Here is a 26,993-nt window from a genome sequence, read left to right on the forward strand (position 1 = left end):
GAAGCCGGCGACACCCAGCATCTGTAATCGGTGCGCGCGCCGGGCGGGCTGTTGCCCGGCGCGCGCGGTGCGGTCGAGTTCCGGCGGCTGTGGTGCGGTCGGGTTCCCGTCGCCGCGGTGCGGTCAGATTCCCGCGGTGATGAATTCGGCGCACTTCTCGCCGATCATGTACGACGGCGCGTTGGTGTTGCCGCCGGTGATGCTCGGCATGATCGAGGCGTCGGCGACGCGCAGGCCCTCGATGCCGCGCACCCGCAGTTGCGGGTCGACCACGGCGCGTTCGTCGGCGCCCATGCGGCAGGTGCCGACCGGGTGGTAGACGGAGTGGATGCGGTGGGGCAGTTCCCGCCGCAGCGCGGTCTCGTCGGTGAAATCCGGTCCGGGCGTGAGTTCTTCGGTGACGCTGCCCGCAATGGCCTTGGACGCCATGGTTTCCCGGATCATGCCCATGGCTTCGATCAGGAATTCGGTGTCGGCCGGGTCGGACAGGTAGCCGGGGTCGATGAGCGGCTGCCGCAAGGGATCTGTCGAGCCCAGCCGCAGCTCGCCGCGGCTCTTCGGGTAGATCAGCGTCGGGAAGATCGTCAGCGACTCCCGGCGGTCGACCATGTGCAGCTTGTCCACATCCTGGTTGGGCACCGGATAACCCCAGGGCAGGGTGTGGATCTGCAGATCCGGAACATCTTGGGCGAACGAGGTTTTCACGAAACCCACCAGCTCGAAGAAGGTGCGGCCGAACCAGGAGCTGCCCGGCCGGGCGAGTTCGCGTGCGATGCCCCGGCCCATATACGTGGGGATCGAGCGATGCCGTGCCTTCTTGGCGATGAAGGTCATCGGGACGAACAGGTGGTCGTGCAGGTTCTGGCCGACGGGCAGGTCCGCGTGCACGTCCACGCCCATGTCGCGCAGGTGCCCGGCCGGGCCGATGCCCGACAGCAGCAGGATGTGCGGCGAGCCCATCACGCCGCCGGAGACCACGACCTCCTTGCCGGCGCGGATGATGCGGCGCCCGGACTTCTCGATCACCTCGACGCCGGTCGCCCGGCCCTTCTCGATCACCACCCGGGCGACATGCGCGCCGGTCAGCACCGTCAGGTTCGGGTTGGGCCTCTCGGTCAGATAGCCGCGCGCCGAGCTGTAGCGCAGGCCGTGCCGCACGCTCTGCTGGAAGGTGCTGATGCCCTCCTGCGACTCGCCGTTGTAGTCGGTGTTCCGCGGCACCCCGAGCGTCTCCGTCGCGGCGGCGACGAACTCCTCCGCGATCGGGGTCAGTTCCTTCTGCCGGGTGACCTGGATGGGGCCGCCGGAGCCGCGGAGTTCGTTGGCGCCGTCTTCCCAGTTCTCGAGGCGTTTGTAGGCGGGCAGGACGTCCTGGTAGCTCCAGCCGTCGCAGCCTTCGGCGGCCCAGGAGTCGAAGTTGGCCTTGTTGCCGCGGACGAACAGCATGCCGTTGACGGAGCTGGAGCCGCCGAGCACCTTGCCGCGGGTCATCGGGATCTCGCGCTCGTTGGCGTGTTTCTGCGGTACCGAGTACTGGCCCCACGTCACCCGATGCTTCAACGGCGGGACCATGTGCACCATCACGATGGCGCCGGGCATGGTCACCAGCCGGGTGTCGTCCTTGCGCCCGGCCTCCAGCAGGATCACGCTCGCCCCGGACTCGGCCAGCCGCCCCGCGACGACGGCTCCGGCGCTGCCCGCACCCACTACTACGTAATCGGCGGCGGTCGGTAAACTACTGCGAGACATGTGTCCGAATACTAGTCTGAACATATGAATTGGCAACCCTCCCGCCGCCGGTTCGAGCGGCCCGGGTCGGTGCCACGCCTGCCCGCGGACGCGCGGTGACAGTCGGCCACAATCGAGGAGAGTCCCATGGCAATCGTCCGTTCGGTCCCGGAAACCACCGACGGTCGTCGCCGCCTGGCCCTGGACAGTCCGGTGGATCGGCGGCCGATCGATGAGATCGAGGTCGCCGGCGCCGCCGAGGTCGCCGATGCGGTGGCGAAAGCCCGTGCGGCGCAGCGGGGTTGGGCGGCGCGCAGCGCCGGCGAGCGTGCCGAGATACTGCGTGCCGCGGTGAACGTGCTGGTCACCCGGCGTGATGAGATCATCGACACGGTGCACGCCGAGACCGGTAAGCCGCGGGTCGAGGCGCTGACGATGGAGATCGTGCCCGGATGCGACTTCCTCAATCACTGGAGCGCCCGCGCACCCCGCGATCTGCGCCCGCGCCGGGAACGGCTGCACGGCTACATCAAGCCGATGAAGAAGCTGTACATCAACTACATCCCGCTGGGCGTGGTCGGCGTGATCACCCCGTGGAACGGGCCGTTCATCCTGTCGCTCAACCCCGTCGTGCAGGCGCTGCTGGCGGGTAACGCGGTGCTGCTCAAGCCGTCCGAGGTGACGCCCCGATCGGGGGAGTGGGTGGTGCGGATCCTGCGCGAGGCGGGCGTCCCCGACGATGTCGTGCAGGTCCTGCACGGAGACGGGGAGACCGGCGCCGCGCTGGTCGACGCGGATATCGACAAGGTGTGCTTCACCGGGAGCGTCGGCACCGGCCGCAAGATCGCCGCCGCGTGCGCGCAGCGGCTGCTGCCCTACACGCTGGAACTCGGCGGCAAGGACGCCATGATCGTCTGCGCCGACGCCGATATCGAGCGCGCGGCGTCGGGGGCGGTGTACCTGTCGATGTTCAACACCGGGCAGGTGTGCATGAGCATCGAGCGGGTCTACGTGGTCGACAGCGTCGCCGACGAATTCATCCGGCGGGTGACCGAAGAGGCCTCGGCCGTCACCTATGGCCCGGGCGCGGCGGATATGGGCCCGCTGTTCTGGGACCGCCAGCTCGACGTGGTCACCAGACACGTCGACGACGCGAAGGCCAAGGGCGCCGGTGTCGTCGTCGGAGGCGCCCCGGCGGCCGGCAACGGCCTGTACTTCCAGCCCACCGTCGTCGTCGACGCGACCCACGAGATGGACCTGATGACCGAGGAGACCTTCGGGCCGGTGGTGTCGATCACCCGCGTGCGCGACGAGGACGAGGCGATCCGCCTCGCCAACGACTGCCGCTACGGTCTGAGCGGCTCGGTCTTCACCAAGGATCCGGACAAGGCGCGGCGCATCGCGGCCAGGCTGGAGACGGGAACGGTCGTTCACAACGATGCGTCGGTCATCTACGGCGTGGCGGAGGCCCCGTTCGGCGGGTGGAAGGACAGCGGCGTCGGGCAGGTCAACGGCACCGATGCGCTGCGCGGGTTCACCCATGCCCAGCCGGTGCTCATCGATCGGTGGCAGGTCAAGAAGGAGAGCAACTGGTACCCCTACACGGAGAAGTCGCTCCGCCAGCTCGAGGCCGTGGTCCGGTACGGCTTCGGCACCCGGCTGGGGCGCCGGTTCATGTCGTAGCGCTCACCCGCCCGGCCGCCCGGCGAATCCGCCGGTAGCCGCCGCCGGGTCGGAATCCGCACCGGCACAGCCGGTTTCATCGAGAGGAAGGGACCGTATGTCCGCCCTGCATTCCTGTGAGCGCGTCGACGCGAGTTTCGTCGATACCGCGCCGCACCGATTTTCCAACAGCGTCGACCTGCGGGTCACCCCCGAGCAGGTGTTCGAGGTGCTCGGCGATGCCGCCGCCTGGCCCCGGTGGGCCACGGTGATCACGGGCGTCACCTGGACCAGCCCGGAACCGCGCGGTGTCGGCACGACCCGCACCGTCCGGATGCGGGCCGGGGTCGTCGGGAACGAGGAGTTCCTCGTCTGGGAACCGAACACGCACATGGCCTTTCGGTTCAACGAGTGTTCCGTCGGCGGCATCACCGCCTTCGCCGAGGACTACCGCATCGTTCCCACCGCCGACGGGTGCCGGCTCACGTGGACGATGGCGATGGCCGGCGACCGGCCGACTCACCTGTCGATCAAGCTGTCCACGCCGATGATGAACGCGACGTTCCGGTACTTTCTGCGGAAGTTGCGCACACTCACCGACGAGCGATTCGCCCCGGCGCTGCGGTAAGCGCCGCCATAATCGTCCGTGCCGGAGTTTCCGCCGGCCCGACTACCTCGGAGGAACCAGCACACATGTCACAGCACGTACGAGGTGTCATCGCCCGGGAGAAGGGGAAGCCGGTCGAGCTGACCGAGATCGTCATTCCCGACCCCGGCCCGGGTGAGGTCGTCGTCGCCGTCGCGACCTGCGGCGTCTGTCATACCGACCTGACCTATCGCGAGGGCGGCGTGAACGACGAGTTCCCGTTCCTGCTCGGTCACGAGGCCGCGGGCACGATCGAAAGCGTCGGGGAGGGAGTCGATTCCGTCGAGGTCGGTGACTTCGTCGTGCTGAACTGGCGCGCCGTCTGCGGTGTCTGCCGGGCCTGTAAGCGGGGACGCCCGCAGTACTGCTTCGACACCTTCAACGCCACGCAGAAGATGACGCTGACCGACGGCACCGAGCTGACGCCCGCGCTGGGTATCGGAGCCTTCGCCGAGAAGACCCTGGTGCATGCCGGTCAGTGCACCAAGGTCGACCCGGCCGCCGATCCGGCGGTCGTCGGGCTGCTGGGCTGCGGTGTCATGGCGGGGCTGGGTGCGGCGGTCAATACCGGCGGCGTGAGTCGCGGGGATTCGGTGGCGGTGATCGGCTGCGGTGGTGTCGGCGATGCCGCGATCGCCGGCGCCCGGCTGGCCGGCGCCTCGAAGATCATCGCGGTCGATCGCGACGCGCGAAAGCTCACCTGGGCAACCGAACTCGGCGCCACGCACACCATCGACGCCTCGGCCACCGATCCGGTCGCGGCGATTCAGGATCTCACCGGCGGGTTCGGCGCGGATGTGGTGATCGATGCCGTGGGCCGCCCGGAGACCTGGAAGCAGGCGTTCTACGCCCGCGATCTCGCGGGTGTCGTGGTCCTGGTCGGTGTGCCCACCCCGGACATGCGGCTGGAGATGCCGCTGATCGACTTCTTCTCGCACGGCGGCGCGCTCAAGTCCTCCTGGTACGGCGACTGCCTGCCCGAACGCGACTTCCCGATGCTCGTCGATCTCTATCGGCAGGGTCGGCTGCCGCTGGACAAGTTCGTCACCGAACGCATCACCATCGATCAGGTGGAGCAGGCGTTCCACACCATGCACGCCGGCGAGGTCCTGCGGTCGGTGGTGGTGCTGTGAGTCTGCGCATCGACCGCGTCGTCACCTCCGGGGTGTTCGAACTCGACGGCGGCAGTTGGGAAGTCGACAACAACGTCTGGGTGATCGGTGACGACGACGAGGTCGTGATCGTGGACGCGGCACACGATCCGGAACCGATCGTCGAGGCCGTCGGCGGCCGCACCGTGCGGGCCGTGGTGTGCACCCACGGGCACAACGACCACGTCACCTTCGCGCCGCGGCTCGGCGCGGATTTCGATGCCCCGGTGCTGCTCCACCCCGGCGACGAGCCGCTGTGGCAGCTGACCCATCCCGGGGTGTCCTACCGGAATCTGGCCGACGGGCAGCGAATCCCCGTGGCGGGCACCGACATCCAGGTCCTCCACGCGCCGGGCCACTCGCCGGGCTCGGTGTGCCTGCACCTGCCCGAGGCCGGCGCCCTGTTCTCCGGCGACACCCTGTTCTCCGGCGGTCCCGGCGCGACCGGCCGATCGTTCTCCGATTTCCCCACCATCATCGAATCCATCCGCAACCGCCTGCTGACCCTCCCCGAACACACCCGCGTCCACACCGGCCACGGCGACCACACCACCATCGGCACCGAGGCACCCCACCTGTCCGAATGGATCGCCCGCGGCCACTGACCCGGGCGACCCACCGGCTCCGTGACTCGAGGCCGGGGATCTGAGACGACGTCGGCCAGGAACTGTGGGATTCGCTTCTCGCACAACGCTTCGACATGGTGGGACCACCTCCACCGGGAATGCGGTAGCCCCCCGCTCGTGAGCGGGGGGCTACCGCGCGATGGCGGCTTCGCGGGAGCGGTGCCCGCAGGTCGTCGGGGTGCGGCCGTCGGCTCAGTTGGTCGGGACGGGGGTCAGGGTGAACCCGTCGTTGGGCTTGCCCGCGAGGAGGGCGGCCAGCCCGCCGCTGAGCGCGTACGTCGTCCCGGCCGGCCCGGCGGTCACGTCGCTGGTGACGGGGTCCTCGACGGTGCCGGTGACCTTCACCGTGGCTTCCTGCCAGCCGTCGCGGGGCTCCACACGCTGGATCTGGGCGGGCTTGCCGGACAGCAGGCCGCTGCTGACCGCCGCGATCGCGCCGTCCTCCAGGAGCCGCATGCCGGCCGCGGGGGACGCCAGCGGCGCGGAGAGCTTCACCGGCTGCGCCTGTTCGGGATGCTGGACGGGCACCCGCACCAGCGCGCCGTCGGCCATGGCGATGATCAGCTGGTCGCCCGGCACCCAGTTCACCGCCGCCATCCCCACGTCGTTCAGGAAGTCGGGAACATCCAGCGTGCCCTGGAGCAGGTCGCTCTGCAGGAAGACCGAGGCGCGGCCGTCGGGGTCGATGCGGAATACCGTGGGAGACAGCTCGTCCACGGCGTAGGCGGTGCCGTCGGGCGCCACCGTCACGTCGGAGATCAGGTGCTGCTTATCGTCCGCGACGACCGCGGTCAGGTCGACGCACCAGTTCTGCTTGCCGCTGTTCAGGTCGTAGCTGCCCACACCGGCGATGCGGAAGGGGGCATCCTTGTTCGAACGATCGGCGGTGCCGTAGTCGACATTGCTGACCAGGATGCGGCCTCGCTCGCGGTCGGCGTGGACGGCCTGCGCCGACACCAGTTGCGGGTCGTCGATGTGGGTGCGCACCTTGCCGTCCGGGCCGAAGGCGTAAACCTGGCCGTGGCTCAGCGAGCCGGCGAAGAACGTCTCCGACGGTGCGTCGAAGTCCAGCGAGTGCGGGAACACATTCGCCCCGTCGGTCCTGATCGCGGTGGTCGCCTTCTGGTCGGTCTGCTCGATCCGGGGCTGCTCGGGTTCGGCAGGCGACCCGTTCGCGATCGTCGCCGTTCCGGTGGCCGCGGCGACGACAAGCGCCGCACCCGTGATGGCGATCTTCAGCTTCGTCTTCTTCATTGCCCTTGTTCCTCGGTCCTTGTTTCTCGGGAGAATGGGGTGGGTGTGTACTGCGGTGGGGTTATTCGGTGATGTCGCGGCCGAGCAGCGCGGCCAATCGGTCGAGCGCGGGGGCGTCGTCCGGGGCGGTCCTCGAAGGCGCGAACGGAGCGTCCGGCCCGGACGGCAGCTGTGCCACGAGGCCGCGGGCGAACTCGACCTCCCGCTCGACCGTTACGTCATCGAACAGGGCTTTCCGGCCGATGGCCCGGGCCAGATCCCAGCCGTGCACAAGGTGCTCGATGGTCTGTAGATGCAGCGCCACGGCGCCGGGCACCGCACCGATCGGGGCCTGCACCGTGCGCTCCAGCGCTCCCGGCGCCGCGAAGGCGGCGACCAGGGCGGCGGCCGACATCCGGTACGTCTTCTCGAGCGTTTCCGGAGTGTGGCCTGCGTCGAGCGTCGGCTGCGCCCCCAGCACGACGGCGAACGTGCGCTGTCCCGTCACCAGATGGTCGACCAGCTGCCGGACATTCCATTCGGTGCAGGGTGTGGGCGCGCTCCACTGTTCCTTCTCCACGGCCTCGACCAAGCGGGCAACGGTGTCGGTGACCTCGGCGAAAGCCGTGACGGGTGTAGCGGACACGGGAAACCTCCAATAGGGATGAAAGGGACATGCGGGATTCGCCCGTGGCACCGGATGGGTGATGCCGGCGGGCGGAGACGGACGGAAGTAGGAGGGGCAGCGTCGTCAGCGGCGGGGTGCGCATGACGAGGGCCGCACGGCACTCCCGGCCGGTCTCAGGCCGGGGGCTGCCGGGTGGTGTTCAGGCGTAATACTCTGGGGGACTGTGGAATTGGTCCGATGGACGGCCGAGTCAGGACTGTGCGGGAGGACCGATCCGTGCGGGCGTGCCGTCGGCGAGACGGGCGGTTTCCGGCATGTCCGCGGCGGGCACGAGGGTCTGGTTGAGCAACCGCAGTGCCGCCTCGGAAGCGGAGCCGGGCGCCGCCGTCGTCACCACCACCTTGATCCCCTGCCCCCGGGGCACTGGGAGCGAGTGCTGGAGCACGTCCAGCTCCCCGACCATCGGATGGCGCATCCGGTACTCGGCCATATCCCAGGAGCGCACCCGGTGCTCGGCCCACAGCGTGGCGAATTGCGGACTGCCCATGGTCAACTCGCCGATGAGGGAGGCCAGCTGCGGGTCGTCCGGATATTCGCCGACTGCCTGCCGCAGCTTGCCCACCACGTCCCGTGCCTTCCTCTGCCAGTCCACGTACAGGTCCCGCGTGTGGGCGTCCAGGAAGACCAGCCGGGCGGTGTTGGGGCGCGTGGCCGCTTGATCCGGGCTGTCCGGGGGCAGGTGCCCGGCGAACAACGCGTGCCCGGCGCGGTTCCACGTCAGAATGTCCGAGCGTCGGCCGAGGACGACCACGGGTGAGTCCCCGAAGGAACCCACCAGTTGGCGCACCGCCGCGGTGACACGCTCGGCGGGAAGCCGGCGGCGGCGCGGCCGGGCATCACCGGACAAGGCGTGCAGGTGGCGTCGCTCCGCATCGTCCAGTTGCAGAGCCGCGGCCAGCGCGTCGAGGACCTGCGGCGAGGCGTTGAGCGACAGCCCCTGCTCCAGCCGGATGTAGTAGGCCACGCTGACCCCAATGAGCATGTATTTAGTGCATACTAGTTGACCTGCGGAAATGTGGCAAGGGGCCGCCGATGCCTGCGGTGCTGATGATGTGACGTGATGGAGATGAGCCCGTCAGCTGTCATGCTGGCGGGCTCATCTCGGTGTCAGGCTGTCAGTCGGTCGGTGGTGACAGCAGGGCCTCGATTTCAGCGCGTTCGGTGTCCGACATCGGCGGGTGCGGGTTCGACGGCAGCCCGAGATCGGTGTTGCCGTCGAGGGTGACCGGTGGATCGTTGCGGGAGCTGGTGAGGACCGATTCCGCGATGTACTGGGCGACTACGAGCGATTCGAGGGAGTCGTTACCGAGGCCGAATGCCTCGTAGGGTTCGGGGCCGCGTTCGAGGCCGGTGATCCGGAAAACGCAACGCCAGCAATCGTTGTCGTCGTCGTAGCGGGGGCGGTCGAATTCGAGGCTGACCGGTTGCCCGTGGCGGTCGTCGTAGCGGCGGGTAGCTATGGGGTCAGTCATGGGTTGGTTCCTTAGTTTTTGGATGGGGTCAGCAGTCGCACGCGTTGTCGAGGCAACCTTGATACCACTCGAATGCTGCGTTCCGGCAGCGCTGCACATCGGTGGAGGTGGAGAAACGTTCGGCGCATGCGTTGTACAGGGTCTGATATTGGCTGTCGCAATAGCTTTTCGGGTAGGCGGCAGCGGTTCCGGCGGCAGCGCCGATCAGTGCGAGTGTGAGCGCGAGAACGCGAATAGTGTTGCGTAGCATGAGGGTTCCCCCTTGTTTCTAAATTGTGTTACTCGCCCACGGTTGTGGGACGTTCTCAATTCCCGGCGCGGCCGGGTCCGGCTCGGCCCTCCGCTGTTGCTTCACGGTTCATGTTTCGGCGGTCGCTGCTGTGAGGTTGGTGTATGCCGCGCGGGTGCGGATGAGGTCGCGTGCCTCGGGTGAGTCGTCGGTCATGTCGCAGCTGTTGGTGTGGTAGTGCCAGGTGCGCCAGGCCATCGCGAATGCGGTCACGGCGTCGCCGATGCCGGGCACCTGTGGTGCTGCTTCGTCGATGCGGGCGGCGAGCTGGGCGCGCATCCACCCGTCGCCGAGCCCGAGCCGGTCGAGGATTTCCGACCCGGGGTCGCCGCTGAGGGTGAACAGATCGTCCGGTGTGAACCAGTCGCGCAGGTTGGCGAGCGCGAACGCGGCACTGAGTACGTCCTGCGCGGCGTGTTGGCCGGGCAGGATGCCGAGCATCGCGTCAATGAGTTCGGATGCTGTCGGTGGTGTCATCGGTTCTCCCATATCGGCCCGGCAGGCCCTCATCTGTCGATGCCGTTGCGGGGCACCCTGTTTCGTGTACGCGGCCGATTCGTAGGTACCGCCGCGCGGGCACCGTCAGAATTTCTTCCCTCGCGTGCGTGAGCCTGGCCTCAGCAGCACGGTGATGTCGTCGCGGGTGAAGTACCGGTGGTCGACCAGGTCGGCGCGGTCGTCGGCCAGGGCCGACCCGATCCAGGGGCATCGCCATCCGGTTATGTTGCTGACGTGGGCTCCGATACGGCTGTCGCTGGTGACCGGGGCGAAGTGCAGGCAGTGGGTGAGGTCCGGGCAGCGCACCGCCGTGATACGGCCGTATGGGCTGCCGTCGGCGGTGCGCCAGGTCGCGCACCGCGACAGCCGGGCCTCGCAATACCCTGACCGCGTGTCCGCAGCCGCCGCCATGGTCGTCGTGTTCGCCGAAGTCACTGTGCGCTTTCGGTATTCGCGGTGGCCGCGCCTGTCAGCCCGACCTCTTTGCCGATGTCGGACATGGTGCGCGGTGTGCGGTCGGCCATCAGTTGCAGGATCGCCCGCTGACGGCGGCCTTGGCCTTTCAGTCCCATTGAATGTGGGGTTCCTTCCCTGGTCGGAAATCGAGTTCGGTCGGCGACGGCGGAGCAGTCATCGCGGCACGCGCCCCGCGTCCGTGGCCGGTCGGCTGTATTGGGGCGGAATGATCCGGCGGCCGTCGTCGGTGATCCGCCACACCTGCGCGGGGTAGTGGCTGTTGCGGCCGACCTCCTGCACCCAGTGGCGGGTCAGCATGATCGCGATCGTTTCGTGCACGGCGGGCGCGCTGGCTGCGATCTCACTGGCGATGCACTCGCAGGTGCGCGGCGCGCCGTCGGCCAGCAGCCGCAGGATCAGCTGCTGGCGTCGCCCGGTGCCTGGTTTCACGGTGTTCTCCGAATCGACGGTGTGGCGGTGCAGCGCGAGCAGAACCCGCACCAGCAATCCCATCGATGGCAGGGCCACGGGCTCGGCCCACAACAGTTCGGTCGGGAGGCGGTGCGGCAGTGGATGTTTCGGCCGAAGGTCGGCCACGGCCGAGGTTCCGAAACCATGCATCGGGCTCACCGCCGCCTACGCTGCGATGACAAGAGCTGTTGCGTGCGACGCTTGCGACGAGTTGGCCGTATGACGCCCGCCTCGATGAGTACCCGGCGCGCTTCGCGTTTGCGGGCGCAGTCGCCCGGGGTGCATTCGAGGTGCTGGCGCATCACCGTGTGCGCCTCGGCCACGGTGAACGGTCGGCCCGGCGGCGCGTGCGTGTACGGGACGACGGCGATCGTCGGGGGATCATCCGGCCACCGCTGCTGTTTCGGGTGCTCGGTAAGCCGGGAGTGCCTGGCGGTCTGCACGATCGGTGGGTTGTCGCGCGGCTCCTTGAGGTCGGGCCAGACGACAATCCAGATCACTGCTCCGCAGATCACGACGGCAGTGACTGCCATGACGGCTCCGCTCATGATCGCCGCCGCGTCGGATCACGCAGGTTCACCCCGGGATCGGGCACCACCCGGTACCCGATGAACGGGCAGATACCGGGAACAAGCCCTTCGTGCGGGCTGATCCGGCCGTACTCATCGAGCGGGACCAGTCCGGCGGGCGGGCACAGCCGCGACGGACACGCGACCGCTGTCAGCTTCCCAGTGCTGCTGTTGACCGCCGCCGCACCGCACGCCGAGGCGAACATCCAAGGCCCATCCAGGGGGGTAGCGGTGCTCATGCCGACTCACCCCTGCTATCGGCCGCCGCAGTGCACAGGACCTCGATGCCCGTCTCTCGCAACGCGCGGTACCCGTCTCCGAGGTGCGCCGCTGTCGGGACGATCACCACGGTCGCCTGGTGTCGGTGGACCGTTTCCATCAGGCGCAGCGTCGGCATATCTGTGGCGGCATCGAACACCAGCCCCTCGACCAACTCCAGGTCAGCCCACCCGGCCAACGCCCGGACTGCCTTCTGGTCGTCGGCCACGTTCTCGCTGAGGTCGGCCCGGACCAGGCCAACTGCGTTGCCGCGTGGCGCGCTCATGCCGTGCCTGCCCGGGCCACCTTCGCCAGTTCGGCGGTTAGCCCGGCCCGCTCGAGGATCTTCTCGCCCTCGACCGTGACGATCTGCGCCCGCTCGCGTATCTGCCGATCGAGACCGTCGATATGTTCCAGATCGGGCACGATGACCGCGTTGGCCTTGGTGCGCTTCAGGGCGTTCTCGACCGTTGTGAGTGGCCACTCGCGGGACGGGGCCAACACGACGACCACCCCGTCGACGGCGTATCCGAGCCGCACGCCGATCTCGGTCATCTGCTGTTCGTCGCGGCTGAGATCGCCGGTCAGGTCTGGCCGGATGCAAAGTATCGCGAGCCGACCCGGTGATATGGTTTCTGGTTCCATTGGTGTGTGCCTCCCGTGGAAGTTGGAAGGCGCCCAGCGCCGAGGTGCCAGTTCGCCGACCGAGGATGTACACGCCAGAGGTCGGCACCCCCGGCAGCCCCCAATGGGAGGAAGGGGCCGAACTCTCGGCGCCGGGGCCCGATTCAAGCGTTCCGGTTGTGTGGTCCGCGCAACAGCGCAAAACTATGGGCAAACAACTGCTATCAACCGGCAGGGGCAGTGGGGACGAACGAACAGTTCAAGTCGTTGAGGTTGGCTCGGGGATGGACGCAGGCCGAGCTGGCCGAGTTGATCTGCATTCAGGTCGAGGCCGAGACCGGACGGCGTCCGGCTGTGGATGCCCAGTCGATCAGCCGAATCGAATGTGGTGAAATCTCTTGGCCGCGGACTTCAACGCGGCGCGTACTGATGGCATTGTTGGATGTCCGGTCACCGGATGACCTCGGTCTGTATCCGAAACGGACCCAGCGCGATGCCGAAAGGGATGAAGCCACGAAACGCAGAGCCTTCCTAGCCCTCGCTGGCATGGGCGCTAGTGCACTGCCGCATCTGCCGCGCGGGGTGGGCGCGACTGATGTCGAGCAGATTCGCCAGAGATTCGCACGGCTGGTGAGCGTCGACAGCTACCTTGGCGGTGCTGATACGTTCCGCATGTATTTCGGCGAACTTGCGCATACCGAGCAGATTCTCAGCCGATCGAGCTGTAGCTCAGCCGTGCGGCGTGATCTCACCGAGCTTGCCGCAGAGCAGGCGCAGCAGTCTGGATGGGCTGCGTTCGATGCCGGATTCAAGGCCACAGCCGTCGACCTTTTCGAGTACAGCCGCCGTGCTGCCGACGAATCAGCGAGCCGCGAGCTGGCGGCAAACGCGTTCGTGCACATCGCCTATGCCAGCGGTACCGGGGAATCGGTAGAGGCGGCCGATTCCGCCTGCGCCGCAATCGGACCCAGCGCGCAACCGAAAGCGAGAGCGCTACTGGAATCACGGCGGGCGTGGTCCCTGGCAACGTCGGGTGACCGCGACGGTGCCGCCCGCTCCCTCGATGCAGCGCGGGATGCGCTGGAAGAGAAGTCCGGAGCCGACGCGCCTTGGTGTGGATGGGTAGACCACGCCGAGCTTGACATCATGACCGGGCGCGTCTGGTCGGTACTGCACCAGCCGGACAAGGCGATCAGGCCACTCGAAAATGCCCTCGCTGCGTACCCCGATCACTGGGCACGGGACAAGGCCCTGTACCTGACGTGGCTCGCTGACGCATATCTCGATGCTGGAGCCGATACGGCCGCACTGTCGACCGCAGAGCGAGCCTTCGGGCTCGCGGGCGCCGTCGCTTCCGCTCGGCCACTTGCTCGAGTCCGAGAGGTTGCGCAACGCTGCGCTATAGCGGGAATCGCTGGCGCCGCCGACCTGGCGCGGCGGACAGCGTCCGTTCGCGTGCCTATCCCTCCCCGGCTGTAGTGCGCTCGACCCATTCCACATAGGTGTCCAAGCACCACGCGACCGGCGTCGCGGTTACTTCCGGACTGTCCCACGGGTGAAGCTCCGAGACCCGTGCCGCAAGCCGATCACGGACCGCCGCTGAGGTGCGGAGCGAGACCCGCCACTCGGAGCCCTCGCCGAGCTCGCCAAGGTGCCAGAACACAGAGATCGCAGGCCCGGCTATCTCCGCTCCCGCTGCGAGCCGCTCAGCCACCACTGCTTTTGCGATGACTCGCGCAGCGTCCTCGGTCGGAGTTGTCGAGGTAACCGTCCACACTCTCGCCGTCGTCATGGTTGACACCCTAACGTCGAACAACACCCACACCCGACGGCCGCGATCACGAGCATCAGCGTGATACCCATCGGGGCCAGGCGTGTTCACCCGCTCCCGGCCGGCGGCCCCCGCGCGGTGAGGTTCGCTGCGAGAGACGAGCGCCATCACCACGCCGATACTGTCCGACGCGGTGGTTACTCGCGGCCCGCGCGCAAAGGTCGCTCGACAATTTTAGAAGTTCTTTTTGTTGCGGGCACGGACCTCTCTTTAGCTGATCATATGCCAATCGGCGAATTCGTTTGTACTCGTCGTGTCACTGTCGTGTGGCTCTCGTGTGGCGTTTTTGTGGCACCCCGGGAGGTTCACTGGCGCTCCGTTCTCGTCGGCCTCGTCCTACCGATTGGAGGTGCTGCTGATGTCTGGATCCGACCGCCGGGACACATGCGGCGAGAACGCCGGTACGGGCGCGAGGCCCGCGCCCGACGAAGAAGTTTCCCCGGCGATGGCGAAAACAGCGTCCCGGCGGACCGGTTCCAGTGCGCACGGGATTCCTGCGCTCCGGAGAAAGTTCTGGGTTCGGAAGAAATAGCTTCTGACCAGGTGTTGCGTGTCCGGCGGGTGTCGCTTGGGTGCGACGCGGGTGCCGTTTGGGTGCGGTTTCGGTGCGCTCGCCGCTAACCCCGGTGTCCGACCCCGGGCGGGCTAGGGCGGTGGCTCGGAAAACTTTTTTCCGGAAACTTTCGGGCCGACCGGTGTAGGCCGATGACCTGCGGTTGTGATTCCGTCGGGGCTGATTTGGTGACTGACTGGAGGTTGTTTGGTGACTGGTTGGAGGTTGTTTGGGGGTTACTTCGGGGTTGTTTGGAGGTTCCCCCGGCGTATCACTGGTCCCGTGTCGATCGCAGCCGAGCGCCAGCCGTGAGCCGTGAGGAACTTTTTGGATCCGGGATGTCCATAAACAGGCCCGGGACAGGAGTCCTCATGCAGACCACCGATCAGAGAGGCGGTGCGGCATTGAAACCAGATTGTGACTGTTCGAGTTGTCCCAAATCGGGCCCCTCGCTGCCAGTGCCTAGTGCGAGGAAAACTCTGCGGCCGGGAATGCCGGTGGCTCGGTCGCCGAGGGGAGGTCAGATTATGAGCCGATTCCGCCGCCGGACGCGCCCGGCCCGCGCGCCGCCTCCGTCGGCGGAGCCGGGGGCACCAACCGATATTCACGAAATTGTTAACCGGCCGGGTGCCGAAAAGCGCGCTTGGAACCGGATTTAGGCACCAGGGAAAAAGACCGAACCGGAAGGGACCCGACATGGGAAACACGAGGCGCGCACAGTGCGCCGAAGTCCTCCGCGCTCGCGGGGGAATCCGATCCGACCGAACGAAGGAGAACGTCATGAACCGCGAACCCGCCCCCTCCAACCCCGCCAACGATTTTCAGGAGCACACCATGTCCGAGAACATCCGCTCATCGCAGACGTTTCGTCACTACCCGCTAGGTATCGGTTCCGATGAGGAAGGTTGGCTGCATCGGGAGTTACCGGTGCTGGGTTACCGCTGGCTCGATGAGGCCGAATACCGGCTTCGTGAGCTGATCGAGGTTGAGCAGGCCCCGGTCCCGGAGAACGTGGCAGGGCTGCTGGACCCGGGCCACCGGGTGTTGCTGCGGCTGGCGCTGCTGGCTCAGCTGACACCGGCCGATCTGGAACCGGTGCCGGGCGGCTGCGAGATTCCGTGGTCGGGGTGCCCCGAGCACGGGGACGTGCTCAGCCATCGCGGGATCGTGCCGGGCTGGTACTGCGAGGCGGACAGGCACCTGTCCTATGGCACGGACACCACGTTCCATCGGTTGCGGCACTGCCACCAACCGGCGGTCGCGGTGCTCGGCATGGACGGCCACACCCTCGAGGTTTGCCGGGGCCATCTCAAGAGCGAGCTGGAGCGCGGTTCCTACGGCGAGGTGTTCACCGTGGCCGACATCGATCAGGACGACGCCGCCTGATCGCCTCCCGGGTGCCGGGCGGTGCGCGCCGCCGCCCGGCACCCCCCACCGTCTTCTCAGAGTTCGAAAGGCCCGCACCATGATTGCGAAATTCCTTACCGGCGAATGGTCGATCCCGGGCGACCTGTTCGCGATGCTGGCGCGCGCGGCGGCCGCGCACCGGGTGTTGTTGACCGTGCTCGCCGTCGCTGCCGTGCTCGCCGTGGTGGCGGGGGCGCGGTCGGTGCGGCGCTGGCGGGCGCGGGAGGCGACCCGCGCGGTGTGGCTGCGCATCCAGACGCCGGCCGCGACCGTGACCGGCGATGCCGGCGTGTTCGCCCGCCGGATCACCAACGTCCTCCATCGCACCCGCCGCATCGGCGTCCGCGCCCGCCATCTCGTCCTGGAAGTCCACGCGAGCGCCGACCGCACACAGATCGGCGTCTGGGTGCCGCCGGGCATCGACCACGACGAGATCACGGCAGCGATCACCGGAGCGTGGCCGGGCGCGACCGTCACCCGTACGACGCCGCCGATCATCGCCGAGCACCGGGCGGTCGTCGCGAAGGAAGTCACCGCCCGCCATGGTCCGTGGGCACCGTGGATCGACTCGCACCCCACCCGGGCGCCGATCGGTTCCACCCGGCAGACGACCGCGGTCGATCCTCTCGATGGTGTGCTGGAGCGGCTGACCGCCCGCGCCGTAGGGGAGACGGGGGTCGTGCAACTGGTGCTGGCCACCTACCACCGCCGCACCCTCGCGCGGCTGCTGATGCGCGGGGCAGCGGCGGCCCTGTCGGAACTGTTGGCGCTCTTGCGGTTCGCGCTCTCCGACACCCGCCGCACCACCACCGGCGCGCGTCCGGCCGCGTCGTCGGTGCCGCCGTTGGCGACCGCCGCGCAGAAGGCCATGCAGGCCAAGCAGGCCGCAGGACCGCACCTCTCGGCGACCCTGCGTGTCGGAGTGACCAGCACCCAGCCGATACCGCACGGGCGGGCGGCAGCGGCGCAGATCGCGGGCGGATTCGACGCCGTGGCCACCGCCAGCGACAGCGGCGGCCTGGTCACCCACCGCACCCGCTACCGCCGCTACCGCACGGAGGTCCGGCGGCCCGGCCGCCGCTTCATCGCCACCCCGGCCGAAGTGGCCGCACTCTGGCATCTGCCCGCCGACCCAGCGCGCTACGGCCTGCCGACCGTGCGTGCCCGCACCCGCAGCGCCCGCCCCGCCCTGCGCCTGCCCGGCCACAAGTCCCGGCCCGACCGGACAGCATCGCGGCGGTTGCCGCAGCGCGACCCACACCGCCGCACCAGCAAGGGAGGCCCGTCATGACCGCCGACCACCCCAACCTCAGTGTTCCTGCTTCCACCGGCCCTGATCGGCGGTTGCGGATGGCCCCGCCCGTTGCGCCGGGGCGCGCCGACCCCAAGCCGCTGGGTGTCGATCCGGACGGCTATACGGTTGGCATGACGGTGGAAGCGGCCCGTCATCATCTGCATGTTCCCGGCGTCACCGGTTCGGGCAAGTCCACGTGGCTGGCCAATCTCGCGCTGACCGAAGCCGACGCGGGGCGTGGGCTGGTCGTCCTGGATTGCCAGGGCGATCTCGCCGACAACGTTCTCGCCCGTCTGCCCGCCGAGGCCGCCGGTCGCCTCGTCGTGCTCGATGCGGCCGAACGTGCTGCGCCCCCGGCATGGAACGTCCTTGCCGCCCCGGTCGGGGCCGCCGATGACGCCGACGGCCGCGAGCGCGCGGCACGGATGGTGATCGATACCTTCCGGAAGGTGTATGCGCAGTGGTGGGGGCCGCGCATGGACGAAACCTTCGCCGCCGCCTGCCTCACCCTGGCGCGCCGTCCTGGCTCCACCCTCGCCGACGTGATCCCGATCCTGACCCAGCCCGGCTACCATCGCCCGATCGTCGACCGGTACGGCGAGCCCACCGGCTACGAAGGGTTCTGGCAGGGGTTCACCGATCAGACGCCCGCGCAGCGCCAGCAGCAGAGCGGGCCGGTGATCTCGCGGTTGCGGGAGGTGTTGTCGCACCGGTTCGCTCACGATCTGTTCGCCGCTCCGGCCGCGACGTTCGACCTGACCGAAATCCTGGACGGCGGAATACTCGTCGCCCGGCTCCCGAAAGGCGAACTCGGCGACGGCGGCGTTCAACTCGTCGGGTCGCTGCTGCTGTCCGGGATATGGCAGGCCACCACCCGCCGCGTGCAAACCCCGGTCGACGACCGCGCGGACGCCACGATCATCGTGGACGAGTGTCATAACTTCCTGCACCTGCCGATCGGTATCGACCAAGCCCTGGCCGAAGCCCGCGGCTACCGCGTCTCTTTCGTCCTGGCCCACCAGAACCTCGGACAATTACCCCCAGAGATCCGGGGCGCGGTCGAAGCCAACGCCCGCAACAAAATCGTATTCACGGTATCCCCGGACGATGCGCGGAAACTCGCTCCGCATTTCGAACCGATTCTCGATGACGCTGATTTGCGGTTTCGGGACGGATACGCCGCCACCGTCCGTATAATCCATGAAGGGGAAATGATCGAACCGTTCAGCGTCGACACCTGGCCATTGCCCCCACCGATTCCCGGTCGCGCCGAAGCACTGCGGGCCGCCGCCCGCGACACTGCCGGACTGTCGCGCGAGCAGCGTGCCGCGAACTCCCGCCACCGCAAACTCGCCAGCGGCCCGCTTGGCACCGATCCTGGTGTGGAGCACCGGTTTTCACTACCCCACTCACCCGCCCATTCGGTACCCCGTTCACCCGCCCAGCTAGACCGGGCGACTGACCGGGGTACCCCCGGCGACACATCGCCGCAGGCCCGGCGGGGTGCGGCATGACAGCGCGGCAACCCCGACAGGCTTCTATAGCCTTCCGGCAGGGTCCCACTATCGCGGATGCGATTGCCGCACAGCGGCAACTCACCCCCCGCGACCTCCGACTGCTCGGGCTACTCGCAGCCCACCGCGCCCTCACCGCCCACCAGATCGTCCGCATCCTGTTCACCGACGACAACACCGCCCGCAAACGCCTTGTCCTGCTCACCAACCGGAACATCCTTGCTCGGTTCCGCGCCTGTATCCGGCCCGGCTCCCAGGAATACCGCTACACACTCGGACCGCTCGGCGCGATGATCCACGCCGCAACCACCGACGCACCGATCCCCATTCCCCGCGCCGTCCACGAAAAAGTCCTGAAACTGTCTCGCAATCCGCAACTCGATCATTTATTGGGCATCAACGAGTTTTTCACCACCCTGCACTACCACGCCCGAACAATCCAGGATGCGAATTGCTGGAATGGTGGGACGAACGCGAAGCCACCAAAGCATGCGCCGATATAGCCCACCCGGACGGCTACGGCATATGGTCCGAAAACGGCAACACCGTTCGATTCTTCCTCGAATACGACACCGGCACCGAAGACCAATCCCGCCTGATCGACAAATTGCAGGGATACCGCGATCTCCGCGCCGGAGGTCTCACAATCCCTGTGCTGTTCGTGCTGCCCGGACCGAAACGGCAAACCAACTTCCACCGCCTACTCGACCAGCAACCCGCCACCATTTCCGGGCTGACCGTAGCCACCACCACCCTCGCCGACCTAGCCGACAACACCCCCGCCGGACCCGTCTGGTGGCTGGCCGGGCACACCACCCGCCACCGCCTCGCCACCCTGCCCACCCCGCCAGCGGCCACCTACGCCGCCTGACCCGCCAGGGAGCCCCGATGCCTGCCGACAACGACCCGATCCCGCTCGACGCCCGCCGACGCCGCGCCCGCCCGGCCCATGCTCCTGAGTCGGAACCCGAACAGCTGACCTTCGATGCCGACATGATCGACTACTGGCGCAAGATCGCCCGCAGCTTGCCGCCGCTGGACCGTGACCAACTCTCCGCGATCGGGGCCATAATCCAGCGCATAGACGAACGACGGGCCGCCACCAACGACGATGACGGCCCGCACGAGCGGCCACAGGCCGCCTGAGCGCTACGCGGCGACGGGGCCGCTGATCGGTTCGACCACGATCCGCGTCCGGTCGAAGACGGGGCCGCGTGTCGTGGCGGGCATGATCTTCACGCGCTTGCGGTGCAGCGCGCGTTTGATCATCGACCGCTTCTCGCCCACGTTCGCCGCCTTCCAGCGCGCCGTCCATGCCTCGAACGATTCCGCGCGCGCCTGCTCCGAATCGTCCACCACCCGCGCCGCGTCCAACGCATCCAGCTTCGCCCGCAACTCCGCAATACGCCGATCCAGCGGCGCAACCGCCGCGTCATAGCGAGCCAGGCTGATTTCCCCGCGCCCGAGCCTGCCCGACAGCTCCGTTGCCAATTCTTCCGATTCCGCCAGCGCTTCTGCGATCGGCCGCCGCTGCTTGGCCACCGCGACCGCCGCCGCGTTCTCCGCCTCGGTATGACGTGGGTCCGACAGAATCTCCACCACCAACGCGCCTATCTCGGTATCCAGTAGCCGCATATCCACCGACACCCGGTTACAGCCACCGCCGGTAAGCCGCTTCTGGCAGCCATACCGCCGCCGGATCGAACCGTCCGGGTACGGTGCCCGGCCCGGTTGCGGTCGGCCCGTCAGCCCACGACCGCACCCACCGCAATACACCAGCCCCGAACACACATACTCCGCCGACGCGGGCCGCCCCCGCCCCTGCGCCGCGAACTTCGCTGTCAGCCGATCCCAATCCGATTCATCGATCAACGGGACCACGCCCGGAATCCGGCCGACGATTTCGCCGAGATGCATCACGTACCCGCCGTTGCGCGGATTCGTCGCGACCCGCTTCACCTTCTCCCCGGACCACTTCGCACCTACCGACGTGGTTATCCCGCGCTCGTTCAGATCGATCGCGATCCGTTTCATGCTCTCGCCGTCGAGCAGCCGCCTCACCATCTCCCGCACAACGGCCGCTTCCGATTCCCGCACCGTCAACCCGTCGCGCTCGTACCCGAACGGCCGGTGCGTGTGATTGGATTCGCCCCGCGCCGCTTTCACCCGCTTACCGCGCTTCACACGCGTCGACAACCGATCCGACTCATACGCCGCCGCATTCAGCTGATCACGAAAAGACTTGCGCCCGTTGGCTGTTGACAGGTCGTATTCACCCTCGCTGTCCAGTACAACCAAGCCGCGCTCGGCCGCCAGAATCAGCCGTTCCCCCTCGATCGGTCGGCGCGAGAACCGCGCCATATCGAACACCACCACACCACCGGTCGCGCCCGACTCCAGCCGCTGCATCAACCGTTCCCACTCACGACGACGCACCCGGGGATTCCACGCCGACCGACCGCTATCGACATGCGTTTCACCCACTCGCGCACCATGATCGGTCACCCGGGCCGTGCAATCCTCCACCTGGCCCGACGTGGACCGCTGCCGGTCGTCCCCCAACCGCGACACCCGCGCGTAGATGTCTAGAATCGTGCCGTCAGCACCCGTAACCAGGGGTTTCGACATTCTGACCACTCCCTCGGAGAAGGGGCCACTTATTCTACGCTGGCCCCAGCCAGCTGGGCCAGCTCCGCACGCCGCAGCCCCGGCACCCGGCGCCGGTCGCCGTAGTCCGGCAACCCCACATCCGCCGGCTTCAACTGCGCCCGGCGCGTGGACAGGAACTCACCGAGGCTGGGCCGGCCGTGCGTTGTCTCATCCATGCGATCGAGTATGGCCAGGTTCTCCACATCCAGCCTGCCCCTGGGAGTAGCAGGCACGAAGGAGCCGGGCGGCGCCGCGGAAAATCCGACGCACGGACCTGTGTCCCGGGGTGACGGCAGCCTCCGGCGTCGACCCGCTCGGGCGATGGTCGGTGCGGGTAGGTGCTGGTCGCCCGGGTCGGCGGCGTGCATTTTTGCGGTGCCGGACGGGATGCGGAGAGTCGTCTCGGTGTAGAGGCTCAAGCGTGTGGGCCGACCTCGGCTGCGATGAGGTCCGCGAGTCGTTGGGCGGTGTCGAAGTGCGGGGTGAGGCGGGTCTTGGTCAGGGCGAAAGAGAGGCCGGTGGCGGTGTCGGCATAGACGTAGCTGCCGCCACCACCGACCCAGCCGAACGCGGTCGATGCCTCGTCCGGCCGAGCACCGAGGCGGCCGAGCGGATAGCCCAGGGCCAGCCGCACGGGATTGCCGAAGACCTGGTCGGTGCCCTCGAAGGCCACCGCCGTCAGCTCCTCGAGCTGGTGTGCATCGAGGAGCCGGCCGTCGAGGAGCGCGGCATTCGCGGCGGCGATTCCCCGCGCGGTGAAGGTGCCGACCGACGGGATATCCGCTTGCAGGATCTCGTGGCTGTTGCCCATGGCCGCGGTGGGTCGCATTTCCCAGGGCGCGAGAACGGCATCGCCGTCGGGCGGGGCGACCGGTGGCGGCGCGGCGTCTTCGAGTCGTGCCAGTCGGCCCAGATCCGTGTGCGGCACACCGAAATACAGGTCACCGTCGATGCCCAGCGGCGCGGCGATCCAGTCGTGCAGGAGTTGCCGAATCGGTTTGCCCGTGGCCCGGCGTGCGATCTCGCCGACGAGGAAACCGAAGGTGAACGAGTGGTAACCCGTCTCCGTCCCGGGACGCCAGCGTGGTTCGGCGTCGGCGAGCGCGGTGCAGACCCGCGACCAGTCGGTCAGGTCGGCGGGCCCGATGTCACGAGGCATCGCCGGCACGCCGACGGAGTGTGTGAGCACATGTCGAAGAGTCGCGGACTCCTTGCCGTGGGCACCGAACTCCGGCCACAGATCGACCACCGGCGTGTCGTATCCGACGGCGCCCGTCCGGACGAGCAGGTGCGCGATGAGCGCCGACATGGTCTTGCCGGAGGAGAAGCTGAAGAACGGAGTCTCCGGCGTCACCCGGCGCCCGGTCGCGCTGTCGGCGATCCCGGCGACGGCGTCGACAACAAGAGCGCCGTGCCGGTACATGGCAACCTGCAGGCCGGTTTCGGCACCGGTATCGACGAATTCGTCGAGGACACTGTGGATCTGGTGTTGCAATGCGGACATCGTCACCGGCCCGGCCACGTGTAGCGAGTCTGGACGTCCGCCTCGTCGAGGATCGCCGACGCCCACGGCGTCGCCTGCGCGTCCGGAGACGAGAATGGTCCCAGCACACCATCCGGCTCACTGTCCGACATGTCACATCCTCAGGTCACCGAGGCATGCTCAGCCAACCGGCCTGCACGCCCTCCAGCAGGTTCTGCGCGGCTATGTGTAGACGACGTGAACTCGCCGGGAAACTCATCGGTCGGGCCGCCGGGACCTCGTCGAGGGCCTTGGTCCCGGCCTCCACGCTAGACCCGCCGTGTATAGAACGTATGTTCGATACAATGGGACCGATCGGTTTGCTGGAGGTGTGTATGGGCTGGGGTAATGGGCCGCCGACCTGGGCGGAGATGGAACGGGTGCTGTCCGGGCGCCCCGGCCGTCCCGAGGATCCGCCCGGGGACGGTGGCGACAGCCCGGCCTGGTCGCGCAAGCGTGGGCGATATCGGGCCGGCTCGCGGCCGGGGCCGGGCGAGCCCGCGGTTCCGTACGCGGAGCTGCACGCTCATTCCGCCTACAGTTTTCTCGACGGTGCCTGCCAGCCGGAGGAACTGGTGGAGGAGGCGGTACGGCTCGGACTGGAGGCGCTCGCGCTCACCGACCACGATGGTTTCTACGGTGTGGTGCGGTTCGCCGAGGCGGCGGCCGAATGGGGGATGCCGACGGTGTTCGGCGCGGAACTGTCACTGGGCGAGCCGGTTTCGTCGTTGCGGGACGGACTGTCCGTGCCGTCCGGGCGTGGGGCCGCTTCGTCGGCCCGGCACGTTTCGAGCCGGGATCTCGCCGGCGGATTCCGGCCGAAAGCACGACGGAACGACAAGGACGGTGTCCGAAGGGGCGAGGGGGAGGATCCGCGCTGGGGCGGTGGCGCCGCGTGGACGGATTCCGAACCTCGCGCCGGGAACCCCGACCCCGCCGGTCCGCATCTGCTGGTGCTCGCCCGCGGTCAGGAGGGTTATCGCCGTCTGTCCCAGGAGATTTCGTACGCGCACATGGTGGCGGGCGAGAAAGGGATCCTGCGCTACGATCTGGATCGGCTCACCGAGGCCGCAGGCGGGCACTGGCACATTCTCACCGGATGTCGCAAAGGTCATGTGCGCCAAGCACTTCGGCAGAGCGATGCGGCGGCCGAGGCGGCACTGCGGGATCTGGTGCAGCGCTTCGGCCCCGACCGGGTGACCGTGGAACTCACTCGTCACGGCATCGCGGAGGACGACGAACGCAACGCTCGGCTGGCCGCCCTCGCCGACCGGGTGAGTCTACCGGTGATCGCCACCACCGCAGCACATTTCGCCGAACCCGCGCAGCGCCGCCGCGCCATGGCGCTGGCCGCCGTCCGGGCCCGGCAGAGTCTGGACGAGATGGCCGGGTGGCTGGCCCCGGCCGGCGGTGCGCATCTGCGGTCGGGTGCGGAGATGGCGCGATTGTTCGCGGCTCACCCGCGGGCGGTGGCCGAAGCCGCGGCCCTGGCCCGGGAATGCGCCTTCGACCTGACGCTGATCGCGCCCGAGCTACCGCCGTTCGATGTGCCGGGCGACCACGACGAGGATTCGTGGCTGCGTCACCTCGCCCTGGCGGGTGCGGCCGCCCGCTACGGGCCGCCGGAGCGAAATCCCCAGGCGTACCGGCAGATCGACTACGAGCTGCGCATCATCCAGGGCCTCGGATTCCCCGGCTACTTCCTGGTGGTGCACGATATCGTCGCCTTCTGCAGGGACAACGACATCCTGTGCCAGGGCCGGGGTTCGGCGGCCAACTCCGCGGTCTGCTACGCGATCGGCATCACCAATGTCGACCCGGTGTCCAACAACCTGCTGTTCGAACGCTTCCTGGCGCCGGAGCGCGACGGCCCGCCCGATATCGATATCGACATCGAATCCGATCGCCGCGAGGAGGCGATCCAGCACGTCTACCGCAAGTACGGGCGCCGCTACGCCGCCCAGGTGGCCAACGTGATCACCTATCGCGGCAAGTCCGCGGTACGCGATGCCGCTCGGGCACTGGGCTTTTCGCCCGGACAGCAGGATGCCTGGAGCAAACAGGTCAGCCGCTGGTCGGGCGTCTCCGGCGAAACCCACACCGAGATACCGGACGAGGTGCTGGCGCTGGCGGGCGAGATCGAGGGGCTGCCGAGGCATCTGGGCATCCACTCCGGCGGCATGGTGATCTGCGACCGGCCCGTCGCCGACGTGTGCCCGGTCGAGTGGGCGCGCATGCCCGGGCGCAGCGTGGTGCAGTGGGACAAGGACGATTGTGCCGCCGCGGGCCTGGTCAAGTTCGATCTGCTCGGCCTCGGCATGCTGTCGGCCCTGCACTACATGATCGACCTCGTGCGCGAGCACACCGGCGAAACCGTCGAGTTGCACCGGCTGGATCTCCAGGAGGAGGCCGTCTACGAGATGCTGTCGCGCGCCGATTCGGTGGGGGTGTTCCAGGTGGAGTCGCGGGCGCAGATGGCCACCCTGCCGCGACTGCGGCCGCGCGAATTCTACGACCTGGTCGTGGAGGTGGCGCTGATCCGGCCCGGTCCCATCCAGGGCGGCTCGGTGCACCCCTACATCCGCCGCCGCAACGGCGCCGAGCTGGAGACCTACGACCATGAGGCGCTGCGGAACTCGCTGTCGCGCACGCGCGGGGTGCCGCTGTTCCAGGAGCAGCTCATGCAGATGGCCGTCGATGTCGCCGGTTTCACCGCGGTCGAGGCGGATCAGCTGCGCCGCGCGATGGGATCCAAGCGCTCCCCGGAGCGGATGGAGCGGCTGCGCGAGCGCTTCTACCGGGGTATGCGCGAATTGCACGGCATCACCGGGGAATTGGCGGACCGCATCTACGAGAAGGTGTACGCGTTCGCGAATTTCGGTTTCCCGGAAAGTCATTCGCAGAGCTTCGCCTCGCTGGTCTTCTATTCGGCGTGGTTCAAACTGCACCATCCGGCGGCGTTCTGCGCGGGGCTGCTGAACGCGCAGCCGATGGGGTTCTACTCGCCGCAGTCGCTGGTCGCCGACGCTCGCCGGCACGGGGTGGTGGTGCACGGTCCGGACATCAACCACAGCCTGGCCGGCGCCACCCTGGAGCGGGGCGGAACCCGGGTCCGGCTGGGGCTGTCCTCGATCCGGCACATCGGCACCGAACCGGCCGAAAAGATCGTCGCCGCCAGGGAATCCGGGCCCTACGCCTCGTTCCTGGATCTGACCGGGCGGGTGGAACTCACGGTGCCGCAGGCCGAGGCGCTGGCCACGGCGGGTGCCCTGGACAGTCTGGGGCTGACCCGGCGGCAGGCGCTGTGGTCGGCGGGTGCGGCGGCAGGGGAGCGGCCGGACCGGCTGCCCGGCACCGGCGCCGCCGTCGCATCGCCCGCCCTGCCCGGCATGAGCGAGCTGGAGATGGCGGCGGCGGACGTGTGGGCGAGCGGGGTGTCGCCGGGCAGCTATCCGACCGAATTCCTGCGCGCGCACCTGGATTCGCTCGGCGTGCTCGCCACCGCTCAGTTGTCCGGGGTGCCCGATGGCACGAAAGTCCTTGTCGGAGGCGCTGTTACGCATCGGCAGCGGCCCGCCACCGCGTCCGGGGTCACCTTCGTCAACCTGGAGGACGAGACCGGCATGGTGAACGTGGTGTGTTCGGTGGGCCTGTGGCGGCGCTACCGCCGGATCGCACAGGGCGCCTCCGCGCTGCTGATCCGCGGCCGGGTGCGCAGCGCCGAGGGAGTGGTGAGCGTCGTCGCCGAACACCTCCGGCCATTGGACCTGCGCGTCACCTCGAAGTCCCGTGATTTCCGCTGATCGAGGCGTCACCGCTCCGACCCCGTGCGCCTGTACCTGTCGCTTCGCG

28 protein-coding genes and 2 pseudogenes are annotated in these 26,993 nt (G+C 68.2%); 11 read left to right on the forward strand and 19 right to left on the reverse strand.

Annotation, left to right across the window (positions count from 1 at the left end; translation table 11 throughout):
- Window positions 1–123: 123 nt before the first annotated feature.
- On the reverse strand, window positions 124–1,749 hold the full coding sequence (locus tag D892_RS0116470; RefSeq protein WP_024802296.1) for a GMC family oxidoreductase: 1,626 nt from the start codon (window positions 1,747–1,749) through the stop codon (window positions 124–126).
- Between the two features lie 126 nt (window positions 1,750–1,875).
- Between D892_RS0116470 and D892_RS0116475 the strand changes: the two genes are divergently transcribed.
- The 4 genes from D892_RS0116475 to D892_RS0116490 all read left to right on the forward strand — a co-directional run bounded on the left by D892_RS0116475 (window position 1,876) and on the right by D892_RS0116490 (window position 5,792).
- Window positions 1,876–3,411 (forward strand): aldehyde dehydrogenase family protein, encoded by a 1,536-nt coding sequence (locus D892_RS0116475; RefSeq protein ID WP_024802297.1) that lies wholly within the window; start codon window positions 1,876–1,878, stop codon window positions 3,409–3,411.
- A 106-nt stretch (window positions 3,412–3,517) separates the two neighbouring features.
- The gene (locus D892_RS0116480) at window positions 3,518–4,018 is read left to right on the forward strand and encodes an SRPBCC family protein (protein WP_024802298.1); all 501 of its coding nucleotides are present in this window, start codon (window positions 3,518–3,520) and stop codon (window positions 4,016–4,018) included.
- Window positions 4,019–4,083: 65 nt separating this feature from the next.
- Window positions 4,084–5,169: an S-(hydroxymethyl)mycothiol dehydrogenase gene (locus D892_RS0116485; RefSeq protein WP_024802299.1), complete on the forward strand. Its 1,086-nt coding sequence runs from the start codon at window positions 4,084–4,086 to the stop codon at window positions 5,167–5,169.
- Window positions 5,166–5,792 (forward strand): MBL fold metallo-hydrolase, encoded by a 627-nt coding sequence (locus D892_RS0116490; protein WP_024802300.1) that lies wholly within the window; start codon window positions 5,166–5,168, stop codon window positions 5,790–5,792. Before D892_RS0116485 ends, D892_RS0116490 begins: the two co-directional genes overlap by 4 nt.
- Before the next feature lie 213 nt (window positions 5,793–6,005).
- Here D892_RS0116490 and D892_RS0116495 read toward each other — a convergent pair whose 3' ends face one another.
- The 13 genes from D892_RS0116495 to D892_RS0116550 all read right to left on the reverse strand — a co-directional run bounded on the left by D892_RS0116495 (window position 6,006) and on the right by D892_RS0116550 (window position 12,302).
- On the reverse strand, window positions 6,006–7,067 hold the full coding sequence (locus D892_RS0116495) for a hypothetical protein (RefSeq protein ID WP_024802301.1): 1,062 nt from the start codon (window positions 7,065–7,067) through the stop codon (window positions 6,006–6,008).
- 61 nt (window positions 7,068–7,128) lie between these two features.
- A complete protein-coding gene (locus D892_RS0116500) occupies window positions 7,129–7,692 on the reverse strand; it encodes a TIGR03086 family metal-binding protein (protein WP_024802302.1) in 564 nt (187 codons plus the stop codon).
- 232 nt (window positions 7,693–7,924) lie between these two features.
- A complete protein-coding gene (locus D892_RS0116505) occupies window positions 7,925–8,716 on the reverse strand; it encodes a helix-turn-helix domain-containing protein (RefSeq protein ID WP_024802303.1) in 792 nt (263 codons plus the stop codon).
- A 133-nt stretch (window positions 8,717–8,849) separates the two neighbouring features.
- Complete coding sequence (locus tag D892_RS0116510; RefSeq protein WP_024802304.1) at window positions 8,850–9,206, reverse strand: hypothetical protein; 357 nt, start codon at window positions 9,204–9,206, stop codon at window positions 8,850–8,852.
- 28 nt (window positions 9,207–9,234) lie between these two features.
- Window positions 9,235–9,456, reverse strand: coding sequence for a hypothetical protein (locus tag D892_RS46690; RefSeq protein ID WP_156959532.1), 222 nt, complete (start codon window positions 9,454–9,456; stop codon window positions 9,235–9,237).
- 108 nt (window positions 9,457–9,564) lie between these two features.
- Complete coding sequence (locus D892_RS0116515; protein WP_156959533.1) at window positions 9,565–9,972, reverse strand: hypothetical protein; 408 nt, start codon at window positions 9,970–9,972, stop codon at window positions 9,565–9,567.
- A gap of 105 nt (window positions 9,973–10,077) precedes the next feature.
- Window positions 10,078–10,428, reverse strand: coding sequence for a hypothetical protein (locus D892_RS0116520; RefSeq protein WP_024802306.1), 351 nt, complete (start codon window positions 10,426–10,428; stop codon window positions 10,078–10,080).
- Window positions 10,425–10,565 carry a hypothetical protein gene (locus D892_RS46695; RefSeq protein WP_156959534.1) on the reverse strand — a complete coding sequence of 47 codons (141 nt, stop codon included), beginning with the start codon at window positions 10,563–10,565 and terminating at the stop codon, window positions 10,425–10,427. Before D892_RS46695 ends, D892_RS0116520 begins: the two co-directional genes overlap by 4 nt.
- Window positions 10,566–10,623: 58 nt before the next feature.
- Window positions 10,624–11,070: a hypothetical protein gene (locus tag D892_RS0116530; RefSeq protein WP_024802307.1), complete on the reverse strand. Its 447-nt coding sequence runs from the start codon at window positions 11,068–11,070 to the stop codon at window positions 10,624–10,626.
- A gap of 5 nt (window positions 11,071–11,075) precedes the next feature.
- Complete coding sequence (locus tag D892_RS0116535; protein ID WP_156959535.1) at window positions 11,076–11,453, reverse strand: hypothetical protein; 378 nt, start codon at window positions 11,451–11,453, stop codon at window positions 11,076–11,078.
- Window positions 11,454–11,464: 11 nt separating this feature from the next.
- On the reverse strand, window positions 11,465–11,728 hold the full coding sequence (locus D892_RS0116540; protein WP_156959536.1) for a hypothetical protein: 264 nt from the start codon (window positions 11,726–11,728) through the stop codon (window positions 11,465–11,467).
- A complete protein-coding gene (locus tag D892_RS0116545; protein WP_024802310.1) occupies window positions 11,725–12,033 on the reverse strand; it encodes a hypothetical protein in 309 nt (102 codons plus the stop codon). Before D892_RS0116545 ends, D892_RS0116540 begins: the two co-directional genes overlap by 4 nt.
- The gene (locus D892_RS0116550) at window positions 12,030–12,302 is read right to left on the reverse strand and encodes a hypothetical protein (RefSeq protein ID WP_024802311.1); all 273 of its coding nucleotides are present in this window, start codon (window positions 12,300–12,302) and stop codon (window positions 12,030–12,032) included. The genes D892_RS0116545 and D892_RS0116550 overlap by 4 nt, the downstream gene beginning before the upstream one ends.
- A gap of 309 nt (window positions 12,303–12,611) precedes the next feature.
- On the opposite strand from D892_RS0116550, the gene D892_RS41300 reads away from it, so the two are divergent.
- Window positions 12,612–13,850: a helix-turn-helix transcriptional regulator gene (locus D892_RS41300; RefSeq protein ID WP_024802312.1), complete on the forward strand. Its 1,239-nt coding sequence runs from the start codon at window positions 12,612–12,614 to the stop codon at window positions 13,848–13,850.
- Here D892_RS41300 and cutA read toward each other — a convergent pair.
- Window positions 13,831–14,310 carry a divalent-cation tolerance protein CutA gene (gene cutA, locus D892_RS49630; RefSeq protein ID WP_369801825.1) on the reverse strand — a complete coding sequence of 160 codons (480 nt, stop codon included), beginning with the start codon at window positions 14,308–14,310 and terminating at the stop codon, window positions 13,831–13,833. The genes D892_RS41300 and cutA overlap by 20 nt on opposite strands.
- A gap of 1,225 nt (window positions 14,311–15,535) precedes the next feature.
- On the opposite strand from cutA, the gene D892_RS0116565 reads away from it, so the two are divergent.
- The 5 genes and pseudogenes from D892_RS0116565 (at window position 15,536) to D892_RS0116585 (ending at window position 20,116) form a co-directional block, all read left to right on the forward strand.
- Entirely contained in the window at window positions 15,536–16,141 is a 606-nt protein-coding gene (locus tag D892_RS0116565) for a hypothetical protein (RefSeq protein ID WP_024802314.1), read from the forward strand.
- A 79-nt stretch (window positions 16,142–16,220) separates the two neighbouring features.
- A complete protein-coding gene (locus D892_RS0116570; protein ID WP_024802315.1) occupies window positions 16,221–17,453 on the forward strand; it encodes a hypothetical protein in 1,233 nt (410 codons plus the stop codon).
- The gene (locus D892_RS0116575) at window positions 17,450–18,970 is read left to right on the forward strand and encodes a type IV secretory system conjugative DNA transfer family protein (protein WP_156959537.1); all 1,521 of its coding nucleotides are present in this window, start codon (window positions 17,450–17,452) and stop codon (window positions 18,968–18,970) included. The genes D892_RS0116570 and D892_RS0116575 overlap by 4 nt, the downstream gene beginning before the upstream one ends.
- Window positions 18,967–19,841: pseudogene (locus tag D892_RS48570) on the forward strand (replication-relaxation family protein). The gene D892_RS0116575 and the pseudogene D892_RS48570 overlap by 4 nt, the downstream one beginning before the upstream one ends.
- A gap of 17 nt (window positions 19,842–19,858) precedes the next feature.
- Complete coding sequence (locus D892_RS0116585; protein WP_024802317.1) at window positions 19,859–20,116, forward strand: hypothetical protein; 258 nt, start codon at window positions 19,859–19,861, stop codon at window positions 20,114–20,116.
- A gap of 3 nt (window positions 20,117–20,119) precedes the next feature.
- On the opposite strand, the gene D892_RS0116590 is transcribed toward D892_RS0116585, so the two are convergent.
- From D892_RS0116590 to D892_RS49185, 4 genes and pseudogenes are all read right to left on the reverse strand, one after another.
- Entirely contained in the window at window positions 20,120–21,598 is a 1,479-nt protein-coding gene (locus D892_RS0116590; RefSeq protein WP_084161095.1) for a recombinase family protein, read from the reverse strand.
- Between the two features lie 35 nt (window positions 21,599–21,633).
- Window positions 21,634–21,795 (reverse strand): annotated as a pseudogene (locus tag D892_RS0116595) (transcriptional regulator); the annotation flags it as partial.
- 239 nt (window positions 21,796–22,034) lie between these two features.
- The gene (locus D892_RS0116600) at window positions 22,035–23,123 is read right to left on the reverse strand and encodes an EstA family serine hydrolase (RefSeq protein WP_024802320.1); all 1,089 of its coding nucleotides are present in this window, start codon (window positions 23,121–23,123) and stop codon (window positions 22,035–22,037) included.
- Window positions 23,124–23,125: 2 nt separating this feature from the next.
- A complete protein-coding gene (locus D892_RS49185; RefSeq protein ID WP_255360229.1) occupies window positions 23,126–23,254 on the reverse strand; it encodes a hypothetical protein in 129 nt (42 codons plus the stop codon).
- A 222-nt stretch (window positions 23,255–23,476) separates the two neighbouring features.
- Between D892_RS49185 and D892_RS0116615 the strand changes: the two genes are divergently transcribed.
- The gene (locus D892_RS0116615) at window positions 23,477–26,944 is read left to right on the forward strand and encodes an error-prone DNA polymerase (RefSeq protein ID WP_036568952.1); all 3,468 of its coding nucleotides are present in this window, start codon (window positions 23,477–23,479) and stop codon (window positions 26,942–26,944) included.
- The last annotated feature ends 49 nt before the right edge of the window (window positions 26,945–26,993 follow it).

The organism is Nocardia sp. BMG51109 (genome assembly GCF_000526215.1).
In the GTDB taxonomy this organism is placed as follows: Bacteria; Actinomycetota; Actinomycetes; order Mycobacteriales; family Mycobacteriaceae; genus Nocardia.

Excerpts from the sequence above, each read along its gene's own strand:
- D892_RS0116470 (WP_024802296.1), bottom strand. The coding sequence starts at position 1,749 with ATGTCTCGCAGTAGTTTACCGACCGCCGCCGATTACGTAGTAGTGGGT.
- D892_RS0116475 (WP_024802297.1), top strand. The coding sequence starts at position 1,876 with ATGGCAATCGTCCGTTCGGTCCCGGAAACCACCGACGGTCGTCGCCGC.
- D892_RS0116485 (WP_024802299.1), top strand. The coding sequence starts at position 4,084 with ATGTCACAGCACGTACGAGGTGTCATCGCCCGGGAGAAGGGGAAGCCG.
- D892_RS0116495 (WP_024802301.1), bottom strand. The coding sequence starts at position 7,067 with ATGAAGAAGACGAAGCTGAAGATCGCCATCACGGGTGCGGCGCTTGTC.
- D892_RS0116505 (WP_024802303.1), bottom strand. The coding sequence starts at position 8,716 with ATGCTCATTGGGGTCAGCGTGGCCTACTACATCCGGCTGGAGCAGGGG.
- D892_RS0116510 (WP_024802304.1), bottom strand. The coding sequence starts at position 9,206 with ATGACTGACCCCATAGCTACCCGCCGCTACGACGACCGCCACGGGCAA.
- D892_RS46690 (WP_156959532.1), bottom strand. The coding sequence starts at position 9,456 with ATGCTACGCAACACTATTCGCGTTCTCGCGCTCACACTCGCACTGATC.
- D892_RS0116515 (WP_156959533.1), bottom strand. The coding sequence starts at position 9,972 with ATGACACCACCGACAGCATCCGAACTCATTGACGCGATGCTCGGCATC.
- D892_RS46695 (WP_156959534.1), bottom strand. The coding sequence starts at position 10,565 with ATGGGACTGAAAGGCCAAGGCCGCCGTCAGCGGGCGATCCTGCAACTG.
- D892_RS0116530 (WP_024802307.1), bottom strand. The coding sequence starts at position 11,070 with ATGCATGGTTTCGGAACCTCGGCCGTGGCCGACCTTCGGCCGAAACAT.
- D892_RS0116535 (WP_156959535.1), bottom strand. The coding sequence starts at position 11,453 with ATGGCAGTCACTGCCGTCGTGATCTGCGGAGCAGTGATCTGGATTGTC.
- D892_RS0116540 (WP_156959536.1), bottom strand. The coding sequence starts at position 11,728 with ATGAGCACCGCTACCCCCCTGGATGGGCCTTGGATGTTCGCCTCGGCG.
- D892_RS0116545 (WP_024802310.1), bottom strand. The coding sequence starts at position 12,033 with ATGAGCGCGCCACGCGGCAACGCAGTTGGCCTGGTCCGGGCCGACCTC.
- D892_RS0116550 (WP_024802311.1), bottom strand. The coding sequence starts at position 12,302 with ATGACCGAGATCGGCGTGCGGCTCGGATACGCCGTCGACGGGGTGGTC.
- cutA (WP_369801825.1), bottom strand. The coding sequence starts at position 14,310 with ATGGCGCTCGTCTCTCGCAGCGAACCTCACCGCGCGGGGGCCGCCGGC.
- D892_RS0116565 (WP_024802314.1), top strand. The coding sequence starts at position 15,536 with ATGAACCGCGAACCCGCCCCCTCCAACCCCGCCAACGATTTTCAGGAG.
- D892_RS0116570 (WP_024802315.1), top strand. The coding sequence starts at position 16,221 with ATGATTGCGAAATTCCTTACCGGCGAATGGTCGATCCCGGGCGACCTG.
- D892_RS0116575 (WP_156959537.1), top strand. The coding sequence starts at position 17,450 with ATGACCGCCGACCACCCCAACCTCAGTGTTCCTGCTTCCACCGGCCCT.
- D892_RS0116585 (WP_024802317.1), top strand. The coding sequence starts at position 19,859 with ATGCCTGCCGACAACGACCCGATCCCGCTCGACGCCCGCCGACGCCGC.
- D892_RS0116590 (WP_084161095.1), bottom strand. The coding sequence starts at position 21,598 with ATGTCGAAACCCCTGGTTACGGGTGCTGACGGCACGATTCTAGACATC.
- D892_RS0116600 (WP_024802320.1), bottom strand. The coding sequence starts at position 23,123 with ATGTCCGCATTGCAACACCAGATCCACAGTGTCCTCGACGAATTCGTC.
- D892_RS49185 (WP_255360229.1), bottom strand. The coding sequence starts at position 23,254 with ATGTCGGACAGTGAGCCGGATGGTGTGCTGGGACCATTCTCGTCTCCG.
- D892_RS0116615 (WP_036568952.1), top strand. The coding sequence starts at position 23,477 with ATGGGCTGGGGTAATGGGCCGCCGACCTGGGCGGAGATGGAACGGGTG.